This is a genomic window from Brevibacterium otitidis, from assembly GCF_042429315.1.
Lineage (GTDB): Bacteria > Actinomycetota > Actinomycetes > Actinomycetales > Brevibacteriaceae > Brevibacterium > Brevibacterium otitidis.
The window spans coordinates 44,403-61,530 of record NZ_JBHMAU010000132.1 but is presented as its reverse complement, the minus strand read 5'-3'; the positions used below and the strand labels follow the sequence as shown (position 1 = coordinate 61,530).

Here is a 17,128-nt window from a genome sequence, read left to right as displayed (position 1 = left end):
GCGGAAGAACCGCGCCAAGTCCGTTGACGGGGCCGCCAGATCCATCGCTGTCATCTTGTCGTCCACCCGCTGATCGGATCGTGATCCCACCCCGAGGCTTCCAACGCCGCGTCATAGGGCCACTGCGAGATCGCGAGACGGATACGCGCATCAGCAGGCTCAGTCGTCTTCACACGGCCATGAGAACCACAGAAGTGTCACCGCCAAGAGCCCGGGACTGTCACCGCTGTCCTGCGGCATGACAGTTCGGCAACAGGGCTCTCAATAGCAGCAGTGATCGATTGTCTCCCTTCCGGCCCCGGCGAGACTGACCATCAGTATCCGCTGTCCTCCTCGACACTAATGACGACCTTGCCATCGACGATCTCGGCGGTGCCGGAGACGTCGAAGCTCACGGTGTTGTCGTAGCTCTCAGAATCTCCGAACAGGCTGTACCTGCCGGTGATGAGCGCGGATCCGGTGGACTCCGAGGTGATGCGCCACTTCGAGCCGTCGCTCGGCTCGGAATCGCCGTAGCCGAACCCGTAACCGCCGCTGTCGCTCAGGCTGATGTCCGGGTACTCCTCGATCGACCATTTGACGTTCGTGACATCGGAGTAGCTTGCCGACCGGGAGCCGAACGGGCAGCCAGCCGGTTCGGTCTCCGCCTTGCCCGCGCACGAGTCGAGCAGACTGCGCACCTGCTTGTTGACCTCATCGGTGAACGCCTGCGTGGGAGTGGCCTCCAGGATCGGCAGCTCCCCGCCTGCTTCCTCTGCGGAGGTGCCTTCGAAGAACGCCCGCGTCTGCACCTCATCGGCCTCCAGATAGTCCGACGATTCGGCGAGGCTGACAGTGTAGAGCGCCGGGAAGGCCGGCAGACTGAGCATGCCGTCGGCTGTCGGGACGGTCACGCCGTTGACGTTGACCTGGCTGAGGTTCGGGGTCTCGACGACGACACGGCCGAGGTTCGGCGAGGCCAGCCGCCAGTCGTTGAAGAAGATCCCGCGTTTGCCGACTTTGCGCACGTCGATCCGGACGTCGCTCTTCGAACCGCCGAGGTCGAACTCGGCTGTCACGACCGCGGTATCGCCGTCGACCTCGGTGTCGGTGATCGAGATGCTGTCCGGGCGCGCGGCTGCGCTGCTGAGCACCTCGTTGGTCAGCAGCGTGCGCTCCTCGACCGGCACATCGACATCGGCCAGGGCGAGTGCCCCCTCGGCGTCGCCGCTGGAGAGCTTCGACAGGTAGGAGCGCACCACCCCGTCGGGGCCGTAGAACCGTGAGTTGATCTGCCCGACGGCGATGATGCTGGCGATGAGCGCGAGCCCAAGCGCTCCGGCGGCGATGCCCCAGATCTTGGCTCTGCGCCGGTCGATCGGCTGCGGTGGGCCCATCGGCGCGGCCGCGTATCCCGGCGGCGGGGCCGCCCCGGGCGGTGGCATCGCTCCGACGGGCATGGCGTTCGGTGGCGGCGGGGCGCCCTGCACCGGACCCGAGGCGGCCTGCGGGGCGCTCGGCGTAGGGGCGCTCGGCGTCGGGGCGCTCGGCGGAGGCGGAGCTGCCGGACCGCCGGAGGCTGCCGCTCCGCCTGGGGGTGCGACCGGGGAAGGAGGGGTCTTCATATCCGGGTGACGGAGTGCACCGCGCGGTTCGCTGATGCCCAGCGGCTGACCCCAGTACGGGTGGACGGCGCGCCCGCCGAGCCAGGCGGCCAGCTGCGGCATCGTCAGCGCGATGCGGGGTGCGAGCGTGATCGCGAGGACCTCGATGAGCAGGCCCCAAAGGGCGAAGATGAGGAACGTCCACGGCAGCAGGCCGACACTGAGATTCAGCATCGCCGGGATCTCGCTGTCGAACAGCTCGGCACCCTGCCCGCTGACCCGGCCGCTGACGGTGACCGGCAGCAGCACGAGTGAGAGCAGCCCCCACAGCAGACCGAAGGCGACCGGCAGCTGCCAGATCGCGGTCCACGGACTGGAGACGCCGGGCTGGTGTGCCCAGCTCGGTCGGCGTGTGACAGCTGCGGCGATCGCGGCGATGAAGGCGGCCAGCAGCACGGCCAGGAGCCCGAGCCACAGGGTGCCCGGGATCGTGTCGCTGAACATCGTGACGGCTGTCGAACCGCCCTCATGACTGTCTCCGGCCAGTGCGCGGCCGCTGGCAGCCAGGCCCCCGAAGTGGGTCAGCGCTGCCATCATGAGGGCGGCGGTGCCGGCGAGCAGCGGCACGAAGCTGCCGTTGACATCGAAGTGCAGCGGCAGGACGAAGAAGCTGACGATGAGGAAGATCGTGCCGACGATGACGAGATGCAGCAGCGCGGTGCGCGCAGGCGCTGCAGCGTAGCGCAGCCACGGCAGCCCGGCGGCATCGCAGCCGCGGTGGTGGCCGAGGATCCGGCCGATCGTCGTGGCGATGAGGATGAAGATGAGCGGCAGGAAGAACGTCCGCGGAGTCACGGCGGAGAATTCGATGGAGGCTGAGAAGTAGTCTTCGGTGATGGTCGAGCGGGAGGCGAAGATGAGCTGCAGCAGGAACAGCACGGTGGTCAGCGTCAGGGTCGTCAGGCCGATGCGGATCCAGAATGCCGCGACCGTGCGCGATGGGTGGCGGCGTTCGCTCAGCATCGACCACCACACCAGGGCAGTGGTGAACACAGCGGTGATGAGCAGCGGGGCGCCGGCGAAGTGCACTGCAGCTGAGGCGCTGAGCTCATCGAAGGCCTGACCGCTGAATCGCAGTGCGGCCGACCCGCCCAGGGCGAGGGCGAAGAGGATGAACGGCAGCGCGAAGCCGAGCGATCCGGTCGGCAGGTCGTCGGCGAAGTCGGTGATGGCGTCGTTGATGGTGGAGACGACGATGACGGAGATGATGAGCGAGGCGATGAAGCCGGCGGCCAGCCCGATGGCAGCGGTCACGAGGCCCTCGCGGATCGTCAACCCGTCGACGGGGCTCTGGCGGGCCGGCCACGGGCCGGTGGGATAGCTGTAGGTCCCCGGCTGCGGCTGCGAGCCCGGGTAGGGGCCGGCGGGCTGGCTGTAGGCCTGCTGCTGTGCGTAGGTCTGCTGCTGTGCGTAGGTCTGCTGGTGATAGGCCGGCTGCGAACCGGGAGCCGGCTGCGGTCCGGTGGCCGGCCGAGGCGGTATGGAAGGGAGTGACGGGATGCCCTGCTGACCGAGGTTCGAGCCGGGCGGGTTCTCAGGTGGGTGGTCCGGTGGCGGCTGGTCGGTCATGACGGCTCCTTGGCTCAGTCGCCTTCGCCTGGGGAGGGGCGAAGCTGCTGCGACGTCGATTCAGTTCTCGTCTCCCACTGAAGGCCGAGCGACCCGCGCGAGGATGAGCGGATGGCAAGGCTCCTTGGTGCCCACCATACAAGAACCTGAACGCGCTGTGTATGGTTCATAAGAGAACAGTCAGTCCATGGGTGAGGTGCCGCCGAGGACAGGAGACAGAGCCATGAGTGTCCCGCCCCAGGGAAATCCGCACCACAGCGGCTGGAACCAGCCGCAGGGCCACTGGCCTGCGCCGCAGCAGCCCCAGCAGCCGCAGGGACACTGGCCGACGCCCCAGCAGCAGCCCCAGCAGCAGCCCTCGGCCGGCTACCCGCCCCACGCCCAGCAGCCCGGCCCGCCCTACACCGCCGGCCAGCCCTACACTGCCGGCCCGCAGCCCCCGCAGCAGCGCCGGAAGCGCGGCCCCTGGCCGGTGGTCCTCGGCATCCTGCTCGTCCTGGCACTCGGCGGCGGCCTCGGCTGGGGAGCCATCCAGCTGTTCGGCTCCGACGATGACTCCGATGCCACCGCCGCCCCGAGCGCGCCGCCGTCGGCCGCCCCCACCGAGGATCCGACCGGCGGGGAGACCAGCGATGAGGGAGCCGACCCCACCGGCGAGGCGAGCGACGGCGCCCTGCCCGACGACCCGGCCGAGGCGCTCAGACAGCGCATCAACACCGACGCCTCGGCGGTGGCCTCTGATATCGAGGGCAGCTGGGTGCCGCAACTGAGTTCGAAGAAGGTCGGCCTCGAAGCCGAGGGCCGGACGTGGGACGAGCAGGCGATCCTCGATGAGCACGAGCGGCTGCGCGCGGAGCACCCGCGCGTCAAGCTGCTGTGGTCCGGGGACTACGCGAGCTTCAAGAGCAAGGACTTCTACGTCACGATCGTCGGCATCACCTTCGACTTTCCTGACCAGGCGCTCGCCTGGTGCGGCTCCCACGGCCTCGACGCCGACTCCTGCTACGCGAAGAAGATCAGCACCAGCGGCGGCCACGACGGCACGACGAAGACGCGCTGATGGCCACGCGCAGCAAGGACACCGCAGCCTTCACCTCTGCCGGGGGAGAGTCGCTGTCCCACCGCGAACTCGCCGCCGTCGCCGCGGAGCTCTTCACCGGCGTCGACAATCTCGACTAGTGGGCGCAGGGCGCAGCGATCGCCTATGAGCAGCAGATCGGCCGCCGCCTGCCCGGCCAGCGCGCCGACGGCAGCTTCGCCGTCACCGTGTCGAAGACGCTGCCCGGTGATCCCGATGGTGCCCTCGCAGCCTTCGAAGCGCTCATGGCCAGCCGCAGCGCGCTGGGTGCGGTGCCCTTTGCCGAGGCGCCGGCGACCTCGCGGACGGAGAAGTGGCGCTACTGGCGGGTCCCGTTGGCCGACGGCACCCGCGTCGCCGTGACGATCGGCACCCGCCGGCCAGGCGCCTCGGGCGTGGCCGTGGAGGTCAGCCGGCTCACCGATCCCGAGGTGGTCGAGGCCTGGCGCGAGCACGTGCGCAGTCTGCTGGGTGGGATGTGAGCGGACGGCAGCCGGTGCTGGGACTACCATGACGGCATGAATGCCGACCTCACCACCGCCTCGGCCGCGGCCTGGGCCGAACGCGACTTCGCCCATCGCGAGCTGCCCGGCGGGCTCATCATGCGGCGGGCGCGCACGAGCGATGTCGCCGCGATCCGCCGGCTCGTCCAGCCGATGGTCGATGAGCGGATCCTCGTCGCCAAGGAAGCGGTCAACTATTTTGAGAGCCTGCACGAGTTCCGGCTCGTGGCCGATCCGCACGCCGCTGGCGGGGAGCGGATCGTCGGCTGCGCGGCGCTGCACGTGCTGTGGGAGGACCTCGCCGAGGCGCGCACCGTCGCTACCGACCCGGAGTACCGCGGGCGGGGGATCGGTCGCATGCTCATGGAGCAGGTGCTCGCCGATGCCCAGGCGATCGGGGTGCGGCGGGTGTTCTGCCTGACGTTCGAGACCCGCTTCTTCACCTCGCTGGGCTTCGAGCAGATCACCGGAACCCCGGTCTCCCCGGAGGTCTATGTCGAGCTGCTGCACTCCCATGATGAGAACGTCGCTGAGTTCCTCGACCTGGCCCGCGTCAAGCCCAATACGCTCGGCAACACGCGCATGATGAAGCACTTCTGAGGCCGCGTCGGGCGGCGCCGCCCGGCCGTTTCAGTGCGGCAGGTGCAGCCTGCCCTCGGTTTCGGCGGCGAGCCCGTCGGCGATGAGAGCATCGACGAGCCGGCCGATCCGCTGCCCGTCGCCGAGCTCGCGCACCCGCAGGATCGCCGCCTCCACCGTCCCAGCGGCGAACCCCGGGTCGAACCACGGGTCGGACTCCGGGTCGAACTCCGCCGCCGAGGCGGTGAGCAGCTCGCGGGCGACCGGCGCCTCGGCGGCCTTGAGGACGGCCATGATCGCCCCGCGCAGCTGCCGGTCGGTGCCGTGCCACGCCTGGGTCTTGGGCTTGCGGGCCGGGTCGTCTCCTGCCGGGCGGCCGGCGGCCAGCCAGCGGCACTGCGCGGCGAGCGGGCAGACCTCGCACGCCGGGCTGCGCGAGGTGCACACGAGCGCGCCGAGCTCCATGACCCCGGCATTCCACGCCACGTGGCGGGCACCCGGGGCATCCGGTCCGGCGGGCACGAACTCGGCGGCCCAGGCGGTCTCGGACTTCGTCAGCGCACCCTTGGGGTGGGCGTGGCCGTCGAAGGCGCGCGCGAGCACCCGGCGGATGTTGACGTCGAGGACCGTCGTGCGCTGTCCGCACGCAAAGGAGGCGACCGCCGCGGCGGTGTAGGCGCCGATCCCCGGCAGCGTCAGCAGGGTCTCCTCATCACACGGCACCTGGTCGCTGTGCTCGGAGGCGATGACGGCCGCGCACTCCTTCAGCCGCAGGGCGCGGCGCGGGTAGCCGAGCGAATCCCAGGCGCGCAGCGCCTCGGCGGTGGGCGCGGCGGCGAGGTCGGACGGCGCCGGCCAGCGGGCCATCCAGTCCCGCCAGCGGGGCGCAACCCGGGCGACCGGGGTCTGCTGGGACATGATCTCGGAGACGAGCACCGCCCACGCCGAGGTGCCCGGCGCCCGCCACGGCAGGTCGCGGGCGTGGGCGTCGAACCAGGTGAGGACCGCCTCGTGCGCGGCGGCGAGGTCGGTTTCGGCAGGTGTCCGGTGTGTCATCGTCGTCGCTTCAGCTGCAGCCCGTAGGCTTCAGATGATGTCTCCTTCTGCGCGTGGTCAGAGTTCCCAGCGGCGCCGCCCCGGTGGCGGCGATCCCGGTGGCGGCGGTCCGCGCCGCCCCGGCCCTGCAGTCTACCGCCGCCGGCGCATCGTCGTCGGCGTGCTCGCGCTCATCGTCGTGTGCCTGCTCGTGCTCGGCGTCGTGCTCATGGTCAAGGCGGTGCAGAAGGTGCGCCAGGATTCCCGCGACAAGGCCGCAGCCGAGGCGGCAGCCGCCCAGTCGCCGGAGCCCACCCTCCCGGCCCCGACCGGGGACGAAGCCTCGGGCGCCTGCCCGGCTGATGCGGTGGAGATCATCGCCGGGACCGATGCGGATTCCTACGATCCCGGCGCCTCGGCGACTCTGGAGCTGACGGTCAAGAACAACAACGACGTCGCCTGTGCGATCTCGGTGGGCCCGGAGCATCAGGTCTTCGAGATCCGCCAGGACGGCAAGACGCAGTGGTCCTCGGAGTATTGCACGCCGGATGAGAAGGCGGCCGATGAGGATGTGCGCGTCTTCGCGCCGGGCACCGAGCGCAAGTCGACGCTCAAGTGGCAGATGATCCCGACGGACAAGAACTGCAACCGCACCGCCGACTCGTTCTCAGCCGGCGACTACGAGCTGGTGACGAAGCTCGGTGAGGTCGAGAGCAAGCCGGCGAAGTTCTCGGTGAAGGAGCCGGAGCCGGAGAAGTCGGAGAAGCCCGAAGACGAGGGCTGAGGCCCGTCAGTTCTCGTGGATCTCCTCTTCGATGCGGTTGAGGCCCTCGCGTACGATCCGCGCGCGGTGCTCGCCGACGCCCTCGACGGATTCGAGCTCTGAGAGCTCAGCAGCCAGCAGCTCGGTGAAGCGGCCGAAGTGCTCGGCGAGCCGGTCGACGACCACCGGGGGCACACGGCGGATCGTCGACAGCAGCCGGTAGCCGAGCGGGTAGACATAGCGGTCGAGGGATTCGCTGGCCGCCGAGGAACCGATCGTCTGGGCGACTTTGTCGATGTCGATGAGGTCGTGGCCGGGCAGCGCGGCGAGGTTCTGCAGCACATCGTCGATCGTGTCGTGCTCGGGCAGCGCGTCGATGTAGTCGCGCAGCAGGTTGTACTGGCTGTCGCTGCCGGGGCTGACGAGCTCATCGTGCTGCAGGGTGATGAGGCGGGCGTCTTCGCCGAGTTCGAGGATGTAGGTCTGGATCTCCTTCGAGATCCGGCGCATCATCTCCTGCCGCTGCAGGACGACGAGCATATCGGCCAGAGTCGCGCGGTCGACGATCTCCAGATAGGTGAGATTCGCCGTCACCTCATCGAGCCGGTGCTTATAGCGCTCCAGGGTGTCGAGCGCCTGGTTGGCGCGGGCCAGGATCCGGTCGGAGGTATCCAGGACGTGCCGGATGTTGTGGACGTAGACCTGGATGATCTGCATCGACTGGCTGACGGAGATGACCGGGAAGCCGGTCTGCTTGGCGACGCGTTCGGCGGTGCGGTGGCGGGTGCCTGACTCCTGGGTGTCGATCGAGGGATCCGGCAGCAGCTGCACGCCGGCAGTGTGGATGTGGGAGGCATCGCGGCTGAGCACGATCGCGCCGTCGAGCTTGGCGAGTTCGCGCAGGCGCGTGGCGGAGAAGTCGATGTCGATGGTGAACCCGCCGGTGGAGATGGAGTCGACCGCTTTCGAGTGGCCGAGCACGATGAGCGCGCCGGTGCGCCCGCGCAGAATCCGTTCGAGGCCGTCGCGCAGTTCGGTGCCCGGGGCGACGGCGGCCAGCGTGGAGAGAACCAGGTCGTAGCTGGTCTGATCAACCTCGCGCTGGTAGTCGAGGAAGAGGGGATTCGTCACCGCGCGCACCTGGCTCTCCGATCGATGTGGGCTGTACTTCCAGTAGGCTAGCGAAACTCATGGCGTCCTGTTGCGGATTCCGGTTGCGAATGGGCAACAGTTGTGTTGCTGATCTGCCGCAAAGCGTTCCGGCAAGACGCATTGCGGTTCCGGCGGTCGCGCGCCCCCTCGGGAACGGGACCCCGCCTCGGGAACGGGACCCCGCCTCGGGAACGGGGCTCACCGGGAGCGGCTGGTGAGCTCTAGACCCATCGCCGCCTCGACCGCCTGTCGGATGCTCTCGCACTGGGTGACGTGCATGCCGCGCGGGACGGTGACGCTCGTGAGGCCGCCGGCGGCGACGATCGCATGGGTCACGCCCTGCCGGTACGCCTCCTCCAGCCGCTGCTCGATGCCCGGGACATTGCGGATCTCGCCGGACAGGCTGATCTCGCCGATGCCGATGACGCGGTTCTCCAGCGCCCGGAACTGCCAGGCCGACTCCAGCGCCAGCGCGAGGGCGAGATCGGCCGCCGGCTCGATGACCTTCGCGCCGCCGACGGTGGAGGCGTAGACATCGCAGTCGGCGAATCCGTGGAGCATCGGCTCCGTGTTCAGCACTGCGAGCGTCATCGCCAGCCGGTTCGCGTCGAGGCCGCTGACCGTGCGCCGCGGCGCCCCCTTCGTCGACTTGTCCACCAGGGTCTGGATCTCGACGAGCAGATGCCGCTTGCCCTCCTGCACCACCGTCAGACACGACCCGGGTGCATGCCCGCTGCCGCGCGAGAGGAACAGCCCGGTGGGATCCGGGACCGACTGGATGCCGAGCTCCGTCATGTCGAAGCAGCCCACCTCGTCAGTAGGGCCGTAGCGGTTCTTCACCGCGCGCAGCAGGCGCAGGCGGGAGTGCTTATCGCCTTCGAACTCGCAGACGACGTCGACGAGATGCTCCAGCAGGCGCGGGCCGGCGACGGTGCCGTCCTTGGTGATGTGCCCGACGAGCACTGTGGGCACATTGAGCGACTTCGCCGCCCGGATGATCGCCGCCGCCACCTCGCGCACCTGCGTCACGCCGCCAGGCACGCCCTGCACGTCGGCGGAGGCCAGCGTCTGTACGGAGTCGATGATGAGCAGTTCGGGCTTGACCTCGACGATCATCCCGAGGACGGTCGCCAGATCGGACTCCGCCGCGAGCAGCAGGTCCGGATGCAGCGCGCCGGTACGCTCAGCGCGCAGCCGCACCTGCCCGGCCGATTCCTCGCCGGTGATGTAGAGGGCCTGCCGATCCTCGCCTGATTCGCGCGAAGCGCGCCCGGCCACATCGAGCAGCAGCGTCGACTTGCCGACTCCCGGCTCGCCGGCCAGCAGGATGACCGCGCCCGGGACGATGCCGCCGCCGAGGACCCGGTCCAGTTCCGAGACGCCGGTGCGGAAGGCCCGCGTGCGAGTGCCGTCGATCTCGGTGATCGGCTTGGCACCCCTGCCCGCCGGGACCTCTTTGGCCTGGGTCTTGATCGCTGTGGCGCTGTTGGGCGTGCCCGTCTCCTCGAGCGTTCCCCACTCGCCGCAGCGGGTGCATCTGCCGAGCCACTTGATGCTGCTGTAGCCGCATTCCGTACAGGTGTAAGACATGTTCCCAAGCATGGCACGACGCATGGACATCGCTCGTGCGAGTGTGGATTGTCGCAGGTCAGGAAGTGATGTCAGTGCCTCCGTCTAGTGTGGGAAGCACCTCATCGGATCGGCCTGGGGGCCGGGCTCGGCGCCGGGCTCGGTTTCCACGGCAGTGGCGGCGCCGGTGGGGGAGGGGATCTGGGTTCGCGAAGAATCCAGGGGTTCGCGAAGAATCCAGGGGTTCGCGAAGTATCCACAGATTGCCTCTGGACAACGGGCAGATATGCGAATATAATAGAAGCAACAAGCGGAAGAAGTCGCTTGATTGGCACCAAAGGAGGTGGAAGCCATGGATGAGACACAGCCTGAACAGCCGCGGTCTGGCGCTGAGGCGGCCTTCAGCGCGCACATGGCCCCCTTCGTTGCTGTCAATCCAGGTCGGTCGCTCACCGGCCGCCGCAACGCGCGCGAGGCGGTGCGCGGCACGCTCGATGACCGACTCAACCGGCTCCACGCCAGCCGTGTCGCCCAGGGGCTGCTCAAGGTGCACGAGTACGAGGATGTACTCGCCTTCTACAGCGCTCGCCTCGACCGTGAGCCCAAGCATCGGGATCTGGCAGAGCTGATCGACCGCGCCATCGCGTACCGGCCGGCGCGCCTCTACGGCCGCCCGCTCCCCGCGGTCCTGCCTCCGGCCAAGGCGGGCTCCGCGCTGCGGCCCCTCAAGGTCAGCGTCTCCCCGGAGTTCCGCGCTTATGAGGTGGAGTTCAACTGGGACAAGGGCCTTCCGAAAATGGACGATTCCTTCAGCGTGCACGCGCGCCTCGTCGATCAGAAGCGCCTCGGCGAGGATGCTTCGGACGCGCGGCCCGACCACCTCATGGGGCACAGCGCCCACGGCCGGTACTCGCGCGTCGGCGCCGTCTGCGCACACGATCGTGCCCACACGCGCCGGCCCAACCGCGAGGGCTTTCAGTCGGTCGGCGAGTTCGTCGACCCCGACTGCGCGAAGCAGTGGGCTGGTGCCCTCGCCGAGGTGGAGGACACCTTCTGTGCCGCGTTCCTCCTTGGCATCTCCGAACTCTACGACTGCACGACCCAGACTGCGGTGAACAAGGTCAGGCGGGCGGCTCGCGCGGTGCTGGGAATGCCGCGCATGCTCTCGATGGTGCGCGCCGGCGAGCTGTCCTTCGATCGGCTCGAATACGCTGTGCGGGCCTCCTGCAAGCTGCGGCCGGAGCTGATGCCGACCTTCGATGAGAAGATCGCCGCGTGCCGCGCCTCGAAGATGGTGTACTTCCGGCGCGCGGTCAACGAACTCATTGCCGCGCTCATGACCGATGAGGAGCGGAACGAGGATGCCTTCAGCCGCCGCCGCGTCGTCACCCACCACAACGCCAACGGCACGAGTGAGCTGACGCTCGTCGGGCCCACGCATGCGATCGCGCTGCTCGAAGCGCGCCTCGACGGCATGGCCAAGGCAATCCGCAAGGGTCAGCTGTCCGGCTTCGACGAGCAGCTGCCCAAGGACCATGTCCTGCTCGACGCGCGCACCCTCGAACAGCTGAAGTTCGATCTCATGGTGGGTGCCCTCATCGGGACTGAGTCGCCCTGCGCTCCCGCCGCCGAGGTGGGCGGCGAGTTCCTGCCGGGCGAGGAGCCCGGGCGCACGAGCGTCCGCTTCACGTGCCCGACCGATGCCGAATGGCTGCGTCGCCAGGCGCGCGTGAATATCACTGTGCCGATGATGACCCTTCTGTCTGAGGACGCCGACGTTCCCGGCAGCATCAACGGCATCCCGATCAATCCTGAAGCCGCACGCCGCATCGTCGGATCCGGCCCGAAGACCGCCTACCGGATCCTCACGGATCCGGAGACCGGTGCTGTGCGTGACTCGCAGGCGCAGAACTACACGATTCCCGAGCCGATGCGGGTGGCACTCGTCGAGAAATGGCAGTACTGCACTGCTCCCGGCTGTCACCAGCCGGCGCGGAAGGCTGAACTCGACCACCAGCGGCCCTTCGACCACAAGCATCCGGCAGCCGGTGGGCTCACGACGATGAAGAACCTCCACCCGCTGTGCAAGCTGCATCATCAGCTCAAGACAGAAGGGGTGCTGAGGCTCGCCACCAGTGGCCGCAGTGATCTGATCCTCTGGGAGATGGAGGGGCGCGAATGTGCGCCGGTCACGGTGCCTGAGAGTCTGTTCGGGGTCCTCAACGCTGAACACTTTGCGGCGATGGCGGAGGGCAGACTGCCCAATCCCAGTCCCGAACCGGTGCGGCGCATCCCCGATCGCTCCGATGGCACTGACCGCTCCAGCGGGGATGACGATCCCGACGATCAACGCACCAGTCTGCTCGCCGATCGGCCCACCCCTCCTGCTCCAGCGACCCCTCCGTCAGCTGGTAGTCCGGTGACCCCAGAACTGGAAGCGGCCACGAAACCGGAGCTGGAAACGCCTACGAAACCGGAGCCCCGGCCGGAGGCAGGACCGTCGAACATCTTCGACATGCTCGGCGGCGAACCCGAGGACGGCTGGCAGAACTCCGCTGACCCACCGCCGTTCTGATCGCCCCACGCGAATCGCCCCGGCCCGAGCACAATGCTCGAACCGGGGCGATATCGGACCGGCCAGCGGCTCCCATGAAGCCGCTGTCAGCGGATCCGGATCAGAGGAACTTCACACCCTGAGCCAGCGGCAGCTCGCCGGAGTAGTTGACGGTGTTCGTCGCCTGGCGCATGTAGGCCTGCCACGAATCAGCACCGGACTCGCGTCCGCCGCCGGTCTCCTTGGTGCCGCCGAAGGCACCGCCGATCTCCGCACCCGAGGTGCCGATGTTGACGTTGGCGATACCCGTGTCGGAACCGGCGAGGAAGCGCTCGGCCTCCGCCTGATCCTGCGTGAAGATCGCCGAGGACAAGCCCTGCGGCACGGCGTTGTTGAGCTCGATCGCATCGTCGAGGTCGGTGTACTCCATGACGTAGAGGATCGGAGCGAAGGTCTCCGCCTGCACGATCTCGGTCTGGCCCGGCATCTTCACAACGGCCGGCTCGACATAGTAGGCATCCGGTGCCTCGTCGGCGAGCACCCGGTTGCCGCCGCACAGCACCTCGCCGCCCTGGGCCTTCGCCGCCTCGAGCGCGGCCTGCATGTCATCGAAGGCCTTCTTGCCGATGAGCGGCCCCACGAGCACACCGTCGGCAGTCGGTGCACCGATGCTGAGCGTGCCGTAGGCATCGACGATCTTGCCGACGAGCTCCTCAGCGACATCCGCATGCACGATGAGGCGGCGCAGCGTCGTGCAGCGCTGACCGGCCGTTCCGGCGGCAGCGAACACCGCACCACGCAGCGACAGATCCATGTCCGCGCTCGGCGCGACGATCGCAGCATTGTTGCCGCCGAGCTCCAGCAGCAGCCGGCCGAAGCGCTGCTGCACCTTCGGTCCGACCGCACGGCCCATCGGCACCGAACCGGTCGCCGACAGCAGTGCCACGCGCTCATCCTCGACAAGCACCTCGCTGACGGTGCGATCACCGACGAGCAGCAGGTTGATGTTGTCTGGAGCGCCCTCCTCCTGCGCGGCCTGCGCCAGCAGCGCATTCGCGCCGAGAGCCGAGAGCGTCGACGCCTCCGACGGCTTCCAGATCACCGTGTCACCACAGGCGATCGCCAGCGCGGTGTTCCACGCATACGGCGCAACCGGGAAGTTGAAGGCGGTGATGATGCCGACAACTCCCAGCGGGTGCCAGGTTTCCATGAGGCGGTGCCCCGGGCGCTCACTCGGCATCGTCTTGCCGTACATCTGCCGCGACTGGCCGACCGCCAGCTCGCAGATGTCGATCATCTCCTGCACCTCGCCGGCGGCCTCCGAGGGTGTCTTGCCCGCCTCGACGGTCACCAGCTTGGCCAGTTCGTCCTTGTGCTCCTCGAGCAGGCGGCCCCAGCGCTGGACCACCTTGCCGCGCACCGGTGCCGGCACGTCCTTCCACTGACGGAACGCCTGCTGGGACTTCGCCACCGCCTCGGCGGCGGTCTCCGGGGTGTCAACGGCGATGTGGCCGAGCACCTGCCCGGTGATGGGGGAAGGCAGCGGCATCGTCTGCGCCGACTCCTCAGTCAGCAGCGCATCGAAGTCGATGCCGCAGGCAGCCAGTCCCTCGCGGGTGAGCTGAATGATGGCGTCCTGGCTGGGAAAGGTCATGGATGCTCCTTTTCGTGTGTGAGGGTGTGATCAGGATTGGGATGTGATCAGGATCGGGAACTGGTCAGGGTCGCGATGTGGTCAGGGTAACGCTGTCGCCTGCAGTCTGTCGCCTTCGGCCTCCGGGCTCAGACGACATTCATCTCCACGCGCAGCTCCTCCCGGTCGAAGCGCTCGACGCTCAGGCCGCTGACGTCGACGAACGGCTCGCGCCCGAGGCACAGGTCGCGCACCACCTCACCGACGGCCGGCCCCTGCAGGAACCCGTGGCCGGAGAACCCGGTCGCGTAGACGAAGCCGGGCAGCTGGGCGGCGGTGCCGATGATCGCATTGTGGTCCGGGGTGCATTCGTACAGGCCGGCCCAGCCCTTGCCGATCCCCACATCGCCGAGCGCCGGCGCGCGGTGTTCGATGAGCTCGGCCAGCCGGTTGAGCCAGCCCGGATCGGTGTGCAGATTGAAGTCGCGCACGTCCTCGGCCTCCGGCGCGCCCATGAGCAGCCCCTTGCCCTCGGAGTGGAAGTAGAACGAGGTGGAGAAGTCGATGGTGAACGGCAGCTTCGTCGCGTCGAAGCCGACCGGCTCAGTCACCGCCACATGCCGCCGCAGCGGAGTCACCGGCAGCTGCACGCCGGCCATCTCGCCCACCGCCTGCGACCATGCCCCGGCCGCGCACACCACGCGCGGGGCGGCGATGTCGCCCTTCGTCGTCGTCACCCCCTGGATCTCATCGCCGCTGGTGACGATGTCGGTGACCGCACAGCGCTGCACGAACGTCACCCCGAGCTTCCGGGCGGCAGAGGCGAACCCGGCCACCGCCGCCTCGGGCGTGCAGTGCGCGTCATCAGGGTTGAAAGCCGCAGCCACCAGGCCCGAGGGGTCGATGACCGGCGAGAGCTCCTGGGCTTCCGCGACGGTCAGCATCCGCGAGTTCTGGCCCAGCGACCGCTGCAGCTCGACATTGCGCTCGAAGGCCGCAGCATCGGCCTCATCGTCGATGAGGAACAGATAGCCGCTCGTGACGAGATCGAGGTCGGTGTTGAAATCGGTCTTGAACCGGCGGAATGTCTCCAGGCTGCGGGCGCCGAGCATGATGTTGGTCTCGTCGGAGAACTGAGTGCGCAGACCGCCGGCGGCCTTGCACGTCGACCCGGAGCCGAGCTGGTCGCGTTCGATGACGACGATGTCCTCGACGCCGGCCTCGGCCAGGTAGTACGCGGCTGCCACGCCCATGATGCCGCCGCCGATGATGACGATCGAGGCGCTCGGGGGCAGGGGAACAGTCATGGTGAACCTCCTCCTCTTCAGTCCGGCGCGGCCTGCCGGGACCGTGTGGGTCCGCCAGTCTGCGCCGGGAGCACAGGCCCGACGACTGTGTCGGGTCTCACAACTGCGTGTGCTTTCATCTTCCGCCAGCCAACCGGCTCCAGGCAACGTCCTGACAGCGATGAACTGTGAATGCAGCGTTTAGTATTACTGAAAGGTGGCCGGTGCGGCCGATGGAGAATGTGGCAGAACGGGGGAGTGCCGATGGCGATGAACTGGACGCTCGTGCAGCTGCGCGCCTTCGTCGCCGTCGCCGAGTTCGGCAGCATGAGCGCCGCTGCCCGCGCCCTCGGCTACACCCCCGGGGCGATCAGCCAGCATATGTCCAGCCTCCGCCGCATCGTCGGCACCGACCTGCTCGTCGCCGCCGGCCGCGGCTTCACCCTCACCGAGGCCGGCCGCACCCTGCTCGAACGGGCGCGGGCGGTCATCGCCGCTGAGGAGCAGGCCGCCGAGGCGGTGCGCGGCCAGGACTTCGGCCGCTTCGGCGCTGTGACGCTGGGAGTATTCGGCTCGGCCTCGGTCGTCGCCTTCGCCGCCGCGGCCAGCCGGTTGACCGGCTCGGGCGTGCAGGCCCGTGAGATCGATGTCGAGCACATGCCCGAGGCGGTGCTCGCCGGCCGCATCGACGTCGGCATCGGCATCGACTATCCGGCCGCCCCGCTCGCTCCGCAGCGCGGGCTGCGGGTCAAGCGCGTGCACAGCGAGGAGTTCTCCGTCGTCGCCCCGGGCGGTCAGGCGCCCACCCACGAGGCGCTCGCCGGGGCCAGCTGGATCCTGCCGCCCAGCCGCTCCCTGCAGGGCCGGGCAGTCCGCTTCGCGATCGCCGGCCTCGGGTTCGCCCCGCGCGAGACCCACATCATCACCGACACCACCGTTGCGCTGGCGATGGTGCGGTCCGGTCTCGGCTTCACGCTCGGCACCCCGATCATGATGGCGCTCGCCCCGGACGGGCTGCACCTCGTGCCCGGCACCGAGGCCGGCGGCCGGCACATCGTCGTCATCAGCCGCGAGGAGCTCGCCGACCGGCCCGACATCACCGCCGTCACCGATGTGCTCACCGAGGTCTTCACTTCCGGTGCGGGGATACGATGAGCCCATGAGCTACCAGCACCAGTGGGCGCAGATGATCGCCAAGGATCCCGAGCACTCGCACCGCTACGCCGAGCGCTGGCGCAGCCTCGCCGCCGCCGGCCACGACCTCGACGGCGAGGCCCGGCTCATCGACGCGATGGCCGAACGCGGAAGCCGCATCCTCGACGCCGGCTGCGGCACCGGCCGAGTCGGCGCATACCTGGCTGAGCGCGGCCACAGCATTGTCGGCATCGACCTCGACGAGGTGCTCATCAGCGAGGCGCGCGAGACCTGCCCGGCAGGCGAATGGCACGTCGGCGACCTCGCCGAGACCGGCCCCGAGCAGCTCGGCGACGGCTTCGACATCGCCGCCAGCGCCGGCAACGTCATGACCTTCCTCGACCCCGCCTCCCGCTCAGCCGTCATCGCGAACCTCGCCTCCGTGCTCGCCCCCGGCGGTCGGCTCATCACCGGCTTCGGCGCCGGCCGCGGCTACGACTTCGACGAATACGCCGACGACCTCATGCAGGCCGGCCTGCGCATCGAGCACCGCTTCGCGACCTGGACGCTGCAGCCGTTCGCAGCCGGCAGCGACTTCCTCGTCTGCGTCTCCGTCCGGGCCTGAACACG

13 protein-coding genes are annotated in these 17,128 nt (G+C 68.9%); 7 read left to right on the top strand and 6 right to left on the bottom strand.

The features are described 5' to 3' along the window. Nucleotides 1-314: 314 nt before the first annotated feature. Entirely contained in the window at nt 315-3,212 is a 2,898-nt protein-coding gene (locus ACFFN1_RS16150) for a zinc ribbon domain-containing protein (RefSeq protein ID WP_376841919.1), read from the bottom strand. A gap of 223 nt (nt 3,213-3,435) precedes the next feature. Between ACFFN1_RS16150 and ACFFN1_RS16145 the strand changes: the two genes are divergently transcribed. From ACFFN1_RS16145 to ACFFN1_RS16135, 3 genes are all read left to right on the top strand, one after another. Beyond that, nucleotides 3,436-4,272 (top strand): hypothetical protein, encoded by an 837-nt coding sequence (locus ACFFN1_RS16145; protein ID WP_376841918.1) that lies wholly within the window; start codon nt 3,436-3,438, stop codon nt 4,270-4,272. A 206-nt stretch (nt 4,273-4,478) separates the two neighbouring features. Further along, a complete protein-coding gene (locus ACFFN1_RS16140; RefSeq protein WP_376841917.1) occupies nt 4,479-4,772 on the top strand; it encodes a hypothetical protein in 294 nt (97 codons plus the stop codon). A 120-nt stretch (nt 4,773-4,892) separates the two neighbouring features. Then, nucleotides 4,893-5,393: an amino-acid N-acetyltransferase gene (locus ACFFN1_RS16135; RefSeq protein WP_376841963.1), complete on the top strand. Its 501-nt coding sequence runs from the start codon at nt 4,893-4,895 to the stop codon at nt 5,391-5,393. A 30-nt stretch (nt 5,394-5,423) separates the two neighbouring features. Here ACFFN1_RS16135 and ACFFN1_RS16130 read toward each other — a convergent pair whose 3' ends face one another. Then, nucleotides 5,424-6,428 carry an iron-sulfur binding domain-containing protein gene (locus ACFFN1_RS16130; protein ID WP_376841916.1) on the bottom strand — a complete coding sequence of 335 codons (1,005 nt, stop codon included), beginning with the start codon at nt 6,426-6,428 and terminating at the stop codon, nt 5,424-5,426. A 37-nt stretch (nt 6,429-6,465) separates the two neighbouring features. Here ACFFN1_RS16130 and ACFFN1_RS16125 point away from each other — a divergent pair, with 37 nt between their 5' ends. Continuing rightward, the gene (locus tag ACFFN1_RS16125) at nt 6,466-7,191 is read left to right on the top strand and encodes a hypothetical protein (protein WP_376841915.1); all 726 of its coding nucleotides are present in this window, start codon (nt 6,466-6,468) and stop codon (nt 7,189-7,191) included. A gap of 6 nt (nt 7,192-7,197) precedes the next feature. On the opposite strand, the gene disA is transcribed toward ACFFN1_RS16125, so the two are convergent. Further along, the gene (gene disA, locus ACFFN1_RS16120; protein ID WP_376841914.1) at nt 7,198-8,301 is read right to left on the bottom strand and encodes a DNA integrity scanning diadenylate cyclase DisA; all 1,104 of its coding nucleotides are present in this window, start codon (nt 8,299-8,301) and stop codon (nt 7,198-7,200) included. A gap of 219 nt (nt 8,302-8,520) precedes the next feature. After that, nucleotides 8,521-9,912: a DNA repair protein RadA gene (gene radA / locus ACFFN1_RS16115; RefSeq protein ID WP_376841913.1), complete on the bottom strand. Its 1,392-nt coding sequence runs from the start codon at nt 9,910-9,912 to the stop codon at nt 8,521-8,523. Nucleotides 9,913-10,243: 331 nt separating this feature from the next. Between radA and ACFFN1_RS16110 the strand changes: the two genes are divergently transcribed. Beyond that, nucleotides 10,244-12,466 carry an HNH endonuclease signature motif containing protein gene (locus tag ACFFN1_RS16110; protein ID WP_376841912.1) on the top strand — a complete coding sequence of 741 codons (2,223 nt, stop codon included), beginning with the start codon at nt 10,244-10,246 and terminating at the stop codon, nt 12,464-12,466. Nucleotides 12,467-12,566: 100 nt separating this feature from the next. Here the strand turns inward: ACFFN1_RS16110 and amaB are convergent, their stop codons facing one another. Continuing rightward, the gene (gene amaB, locus ACFFN1_RS16105) at nt 12,567-14,099 is read right to left on the bottom strand and encodes an L-piperidine-6-carboxylate dehydrogenase (RefSeq protein WP_376841911.1); all 1,533 of its coding nucleotides are present in this window, start codon (nt 14,097-14,099) and stop codon (nt 12,567-12,569) included. Nucleotides 14,100-14,227: 128 nt separating this feature from the next. Further along, nucleotides 14,228-15,385 carry an NAD(P)/FAD-dependent oxidoreductase gene (locus tag ACFFN1_RS16100; RefSeq protein ID WP_376841910.1) on the bottom strand — a complete coding sequence of 386 codons (1,158 nt, stop codon included), beginning with the start codon at nt 15,383-15,385 and terminating at the stop codon, nt 14,228-14,230. A 243-nt stretch (nt 15,386-15,628) separates the two neighbouring features. On the opposite strand from ACFFN1_RS16100, the gene ACFFN1_RS16095 reads away from it, so the two are divergent. Continuing rightward, entirely contained in the window at nt 15,629-16,519 is an 891-nt protein-coding gene (locus tag ACFFN1_RS16095; RefSeq protein ID WP_376841909.1) for a LysR family transcriptional regulator, read from the top strand. A gap of 4 nt (nt 16,520-16,523) precedes the next feature. Beyond that, a complete protein-coding gene (locus tag ACFFN1_RS16090; protein ID WP_376841908.1) occupies nt 16,524-17,123 on the top strand; it encodes a class I SAM-dependent DNA methyltransferase in 600 nt (199 codons plus the stop codon). Nucleotides 17,124-17,128 lie beyond the last annotated feature (5 nt).

Excerpts from the sequence above, each read along its gene's own strand:
- ACFFN1_RS16100 (WP_376841910.1), bottom strand. The coding sequence starts at position 15,385 with ATGACTGTTCCCCTGCCCCCGAGCGCCTCGATCGTCATCATCGGCGGC.
- ACFFN1_RS16130 (WP_376841916.1), bottom strand. The coding sequence starts at position 6,428 with ATGACACACCGGACACCTGCCGAAACCGACCTCGCCGCCGCGCACGAG.
- amaB (WP_376841911.1), bottom strand. The coding sequence starts at position 14,099 with ATGACCTTTCCCAGCCAGGACGCCATCATTCAGCTCACCCGCGAGGGA.
- ACFFN1_RS16090 (WP_376841908.1), top strand. The coding sequence starts at position 16,524 with ATGAGCTACCAGCACCAGTGGGCGCAGATGATCGCCAAGGATCCCGAG.
- ACFFN1_RS16110 (WP_376841912.1), top strand. The coding sequence starts at position 10,244 with ATGGATGAGACACAGCCTGAACAGCCGCGGTCTGGCGCTGAGGCGGCC.
- ACFFN1_RS16135 (WP_376841963.1), top strand. The coding sequence starts at position 4,893 with ATGCGGCGGGCGCGCACGAGCGATGTCGCCGCGATCCGCCGGCTCGTC.
- ACFFN1_RS16145 (WP_376841918.1), top strand. The coding sequence starts at position 3,436 with ATGAGTGTCCCGCCCCAGGGAAATCCGCACCACAGCGGCTGGAACCAG.
- ACFFN1_RS16095 (WP_376841909.1), top strand. The coding sequence starts at position 15,629 with ATGGCGATGAACTGGACGCTCGTGCAGCTGCGCGCCTTCGTCGCCGTC.
- ACFFN1_RS16125 (WP_376841915.1), top strand. The coding sequence starts at position 6,466 with ATGTCTCCTTCTGCGCGTGGTCAGAGTTCCCAGCGGCGCCGCCCCGGT.
- ACFFN1_RS16150 (WP_376841919.1), bottom strand. The coding sequence starts at position 3,212 with ATGACCGACCAGCCGCCACCGGACCACCCACCTGAGAACCCGCCCGGC.
- radA (WP_376841913.1), bottom strand. The coding sequence starts at position 9,912 with ATGTCTTACACCTGTACGGAATGCGGCTACAGCAGCATCAAGTGGCTC.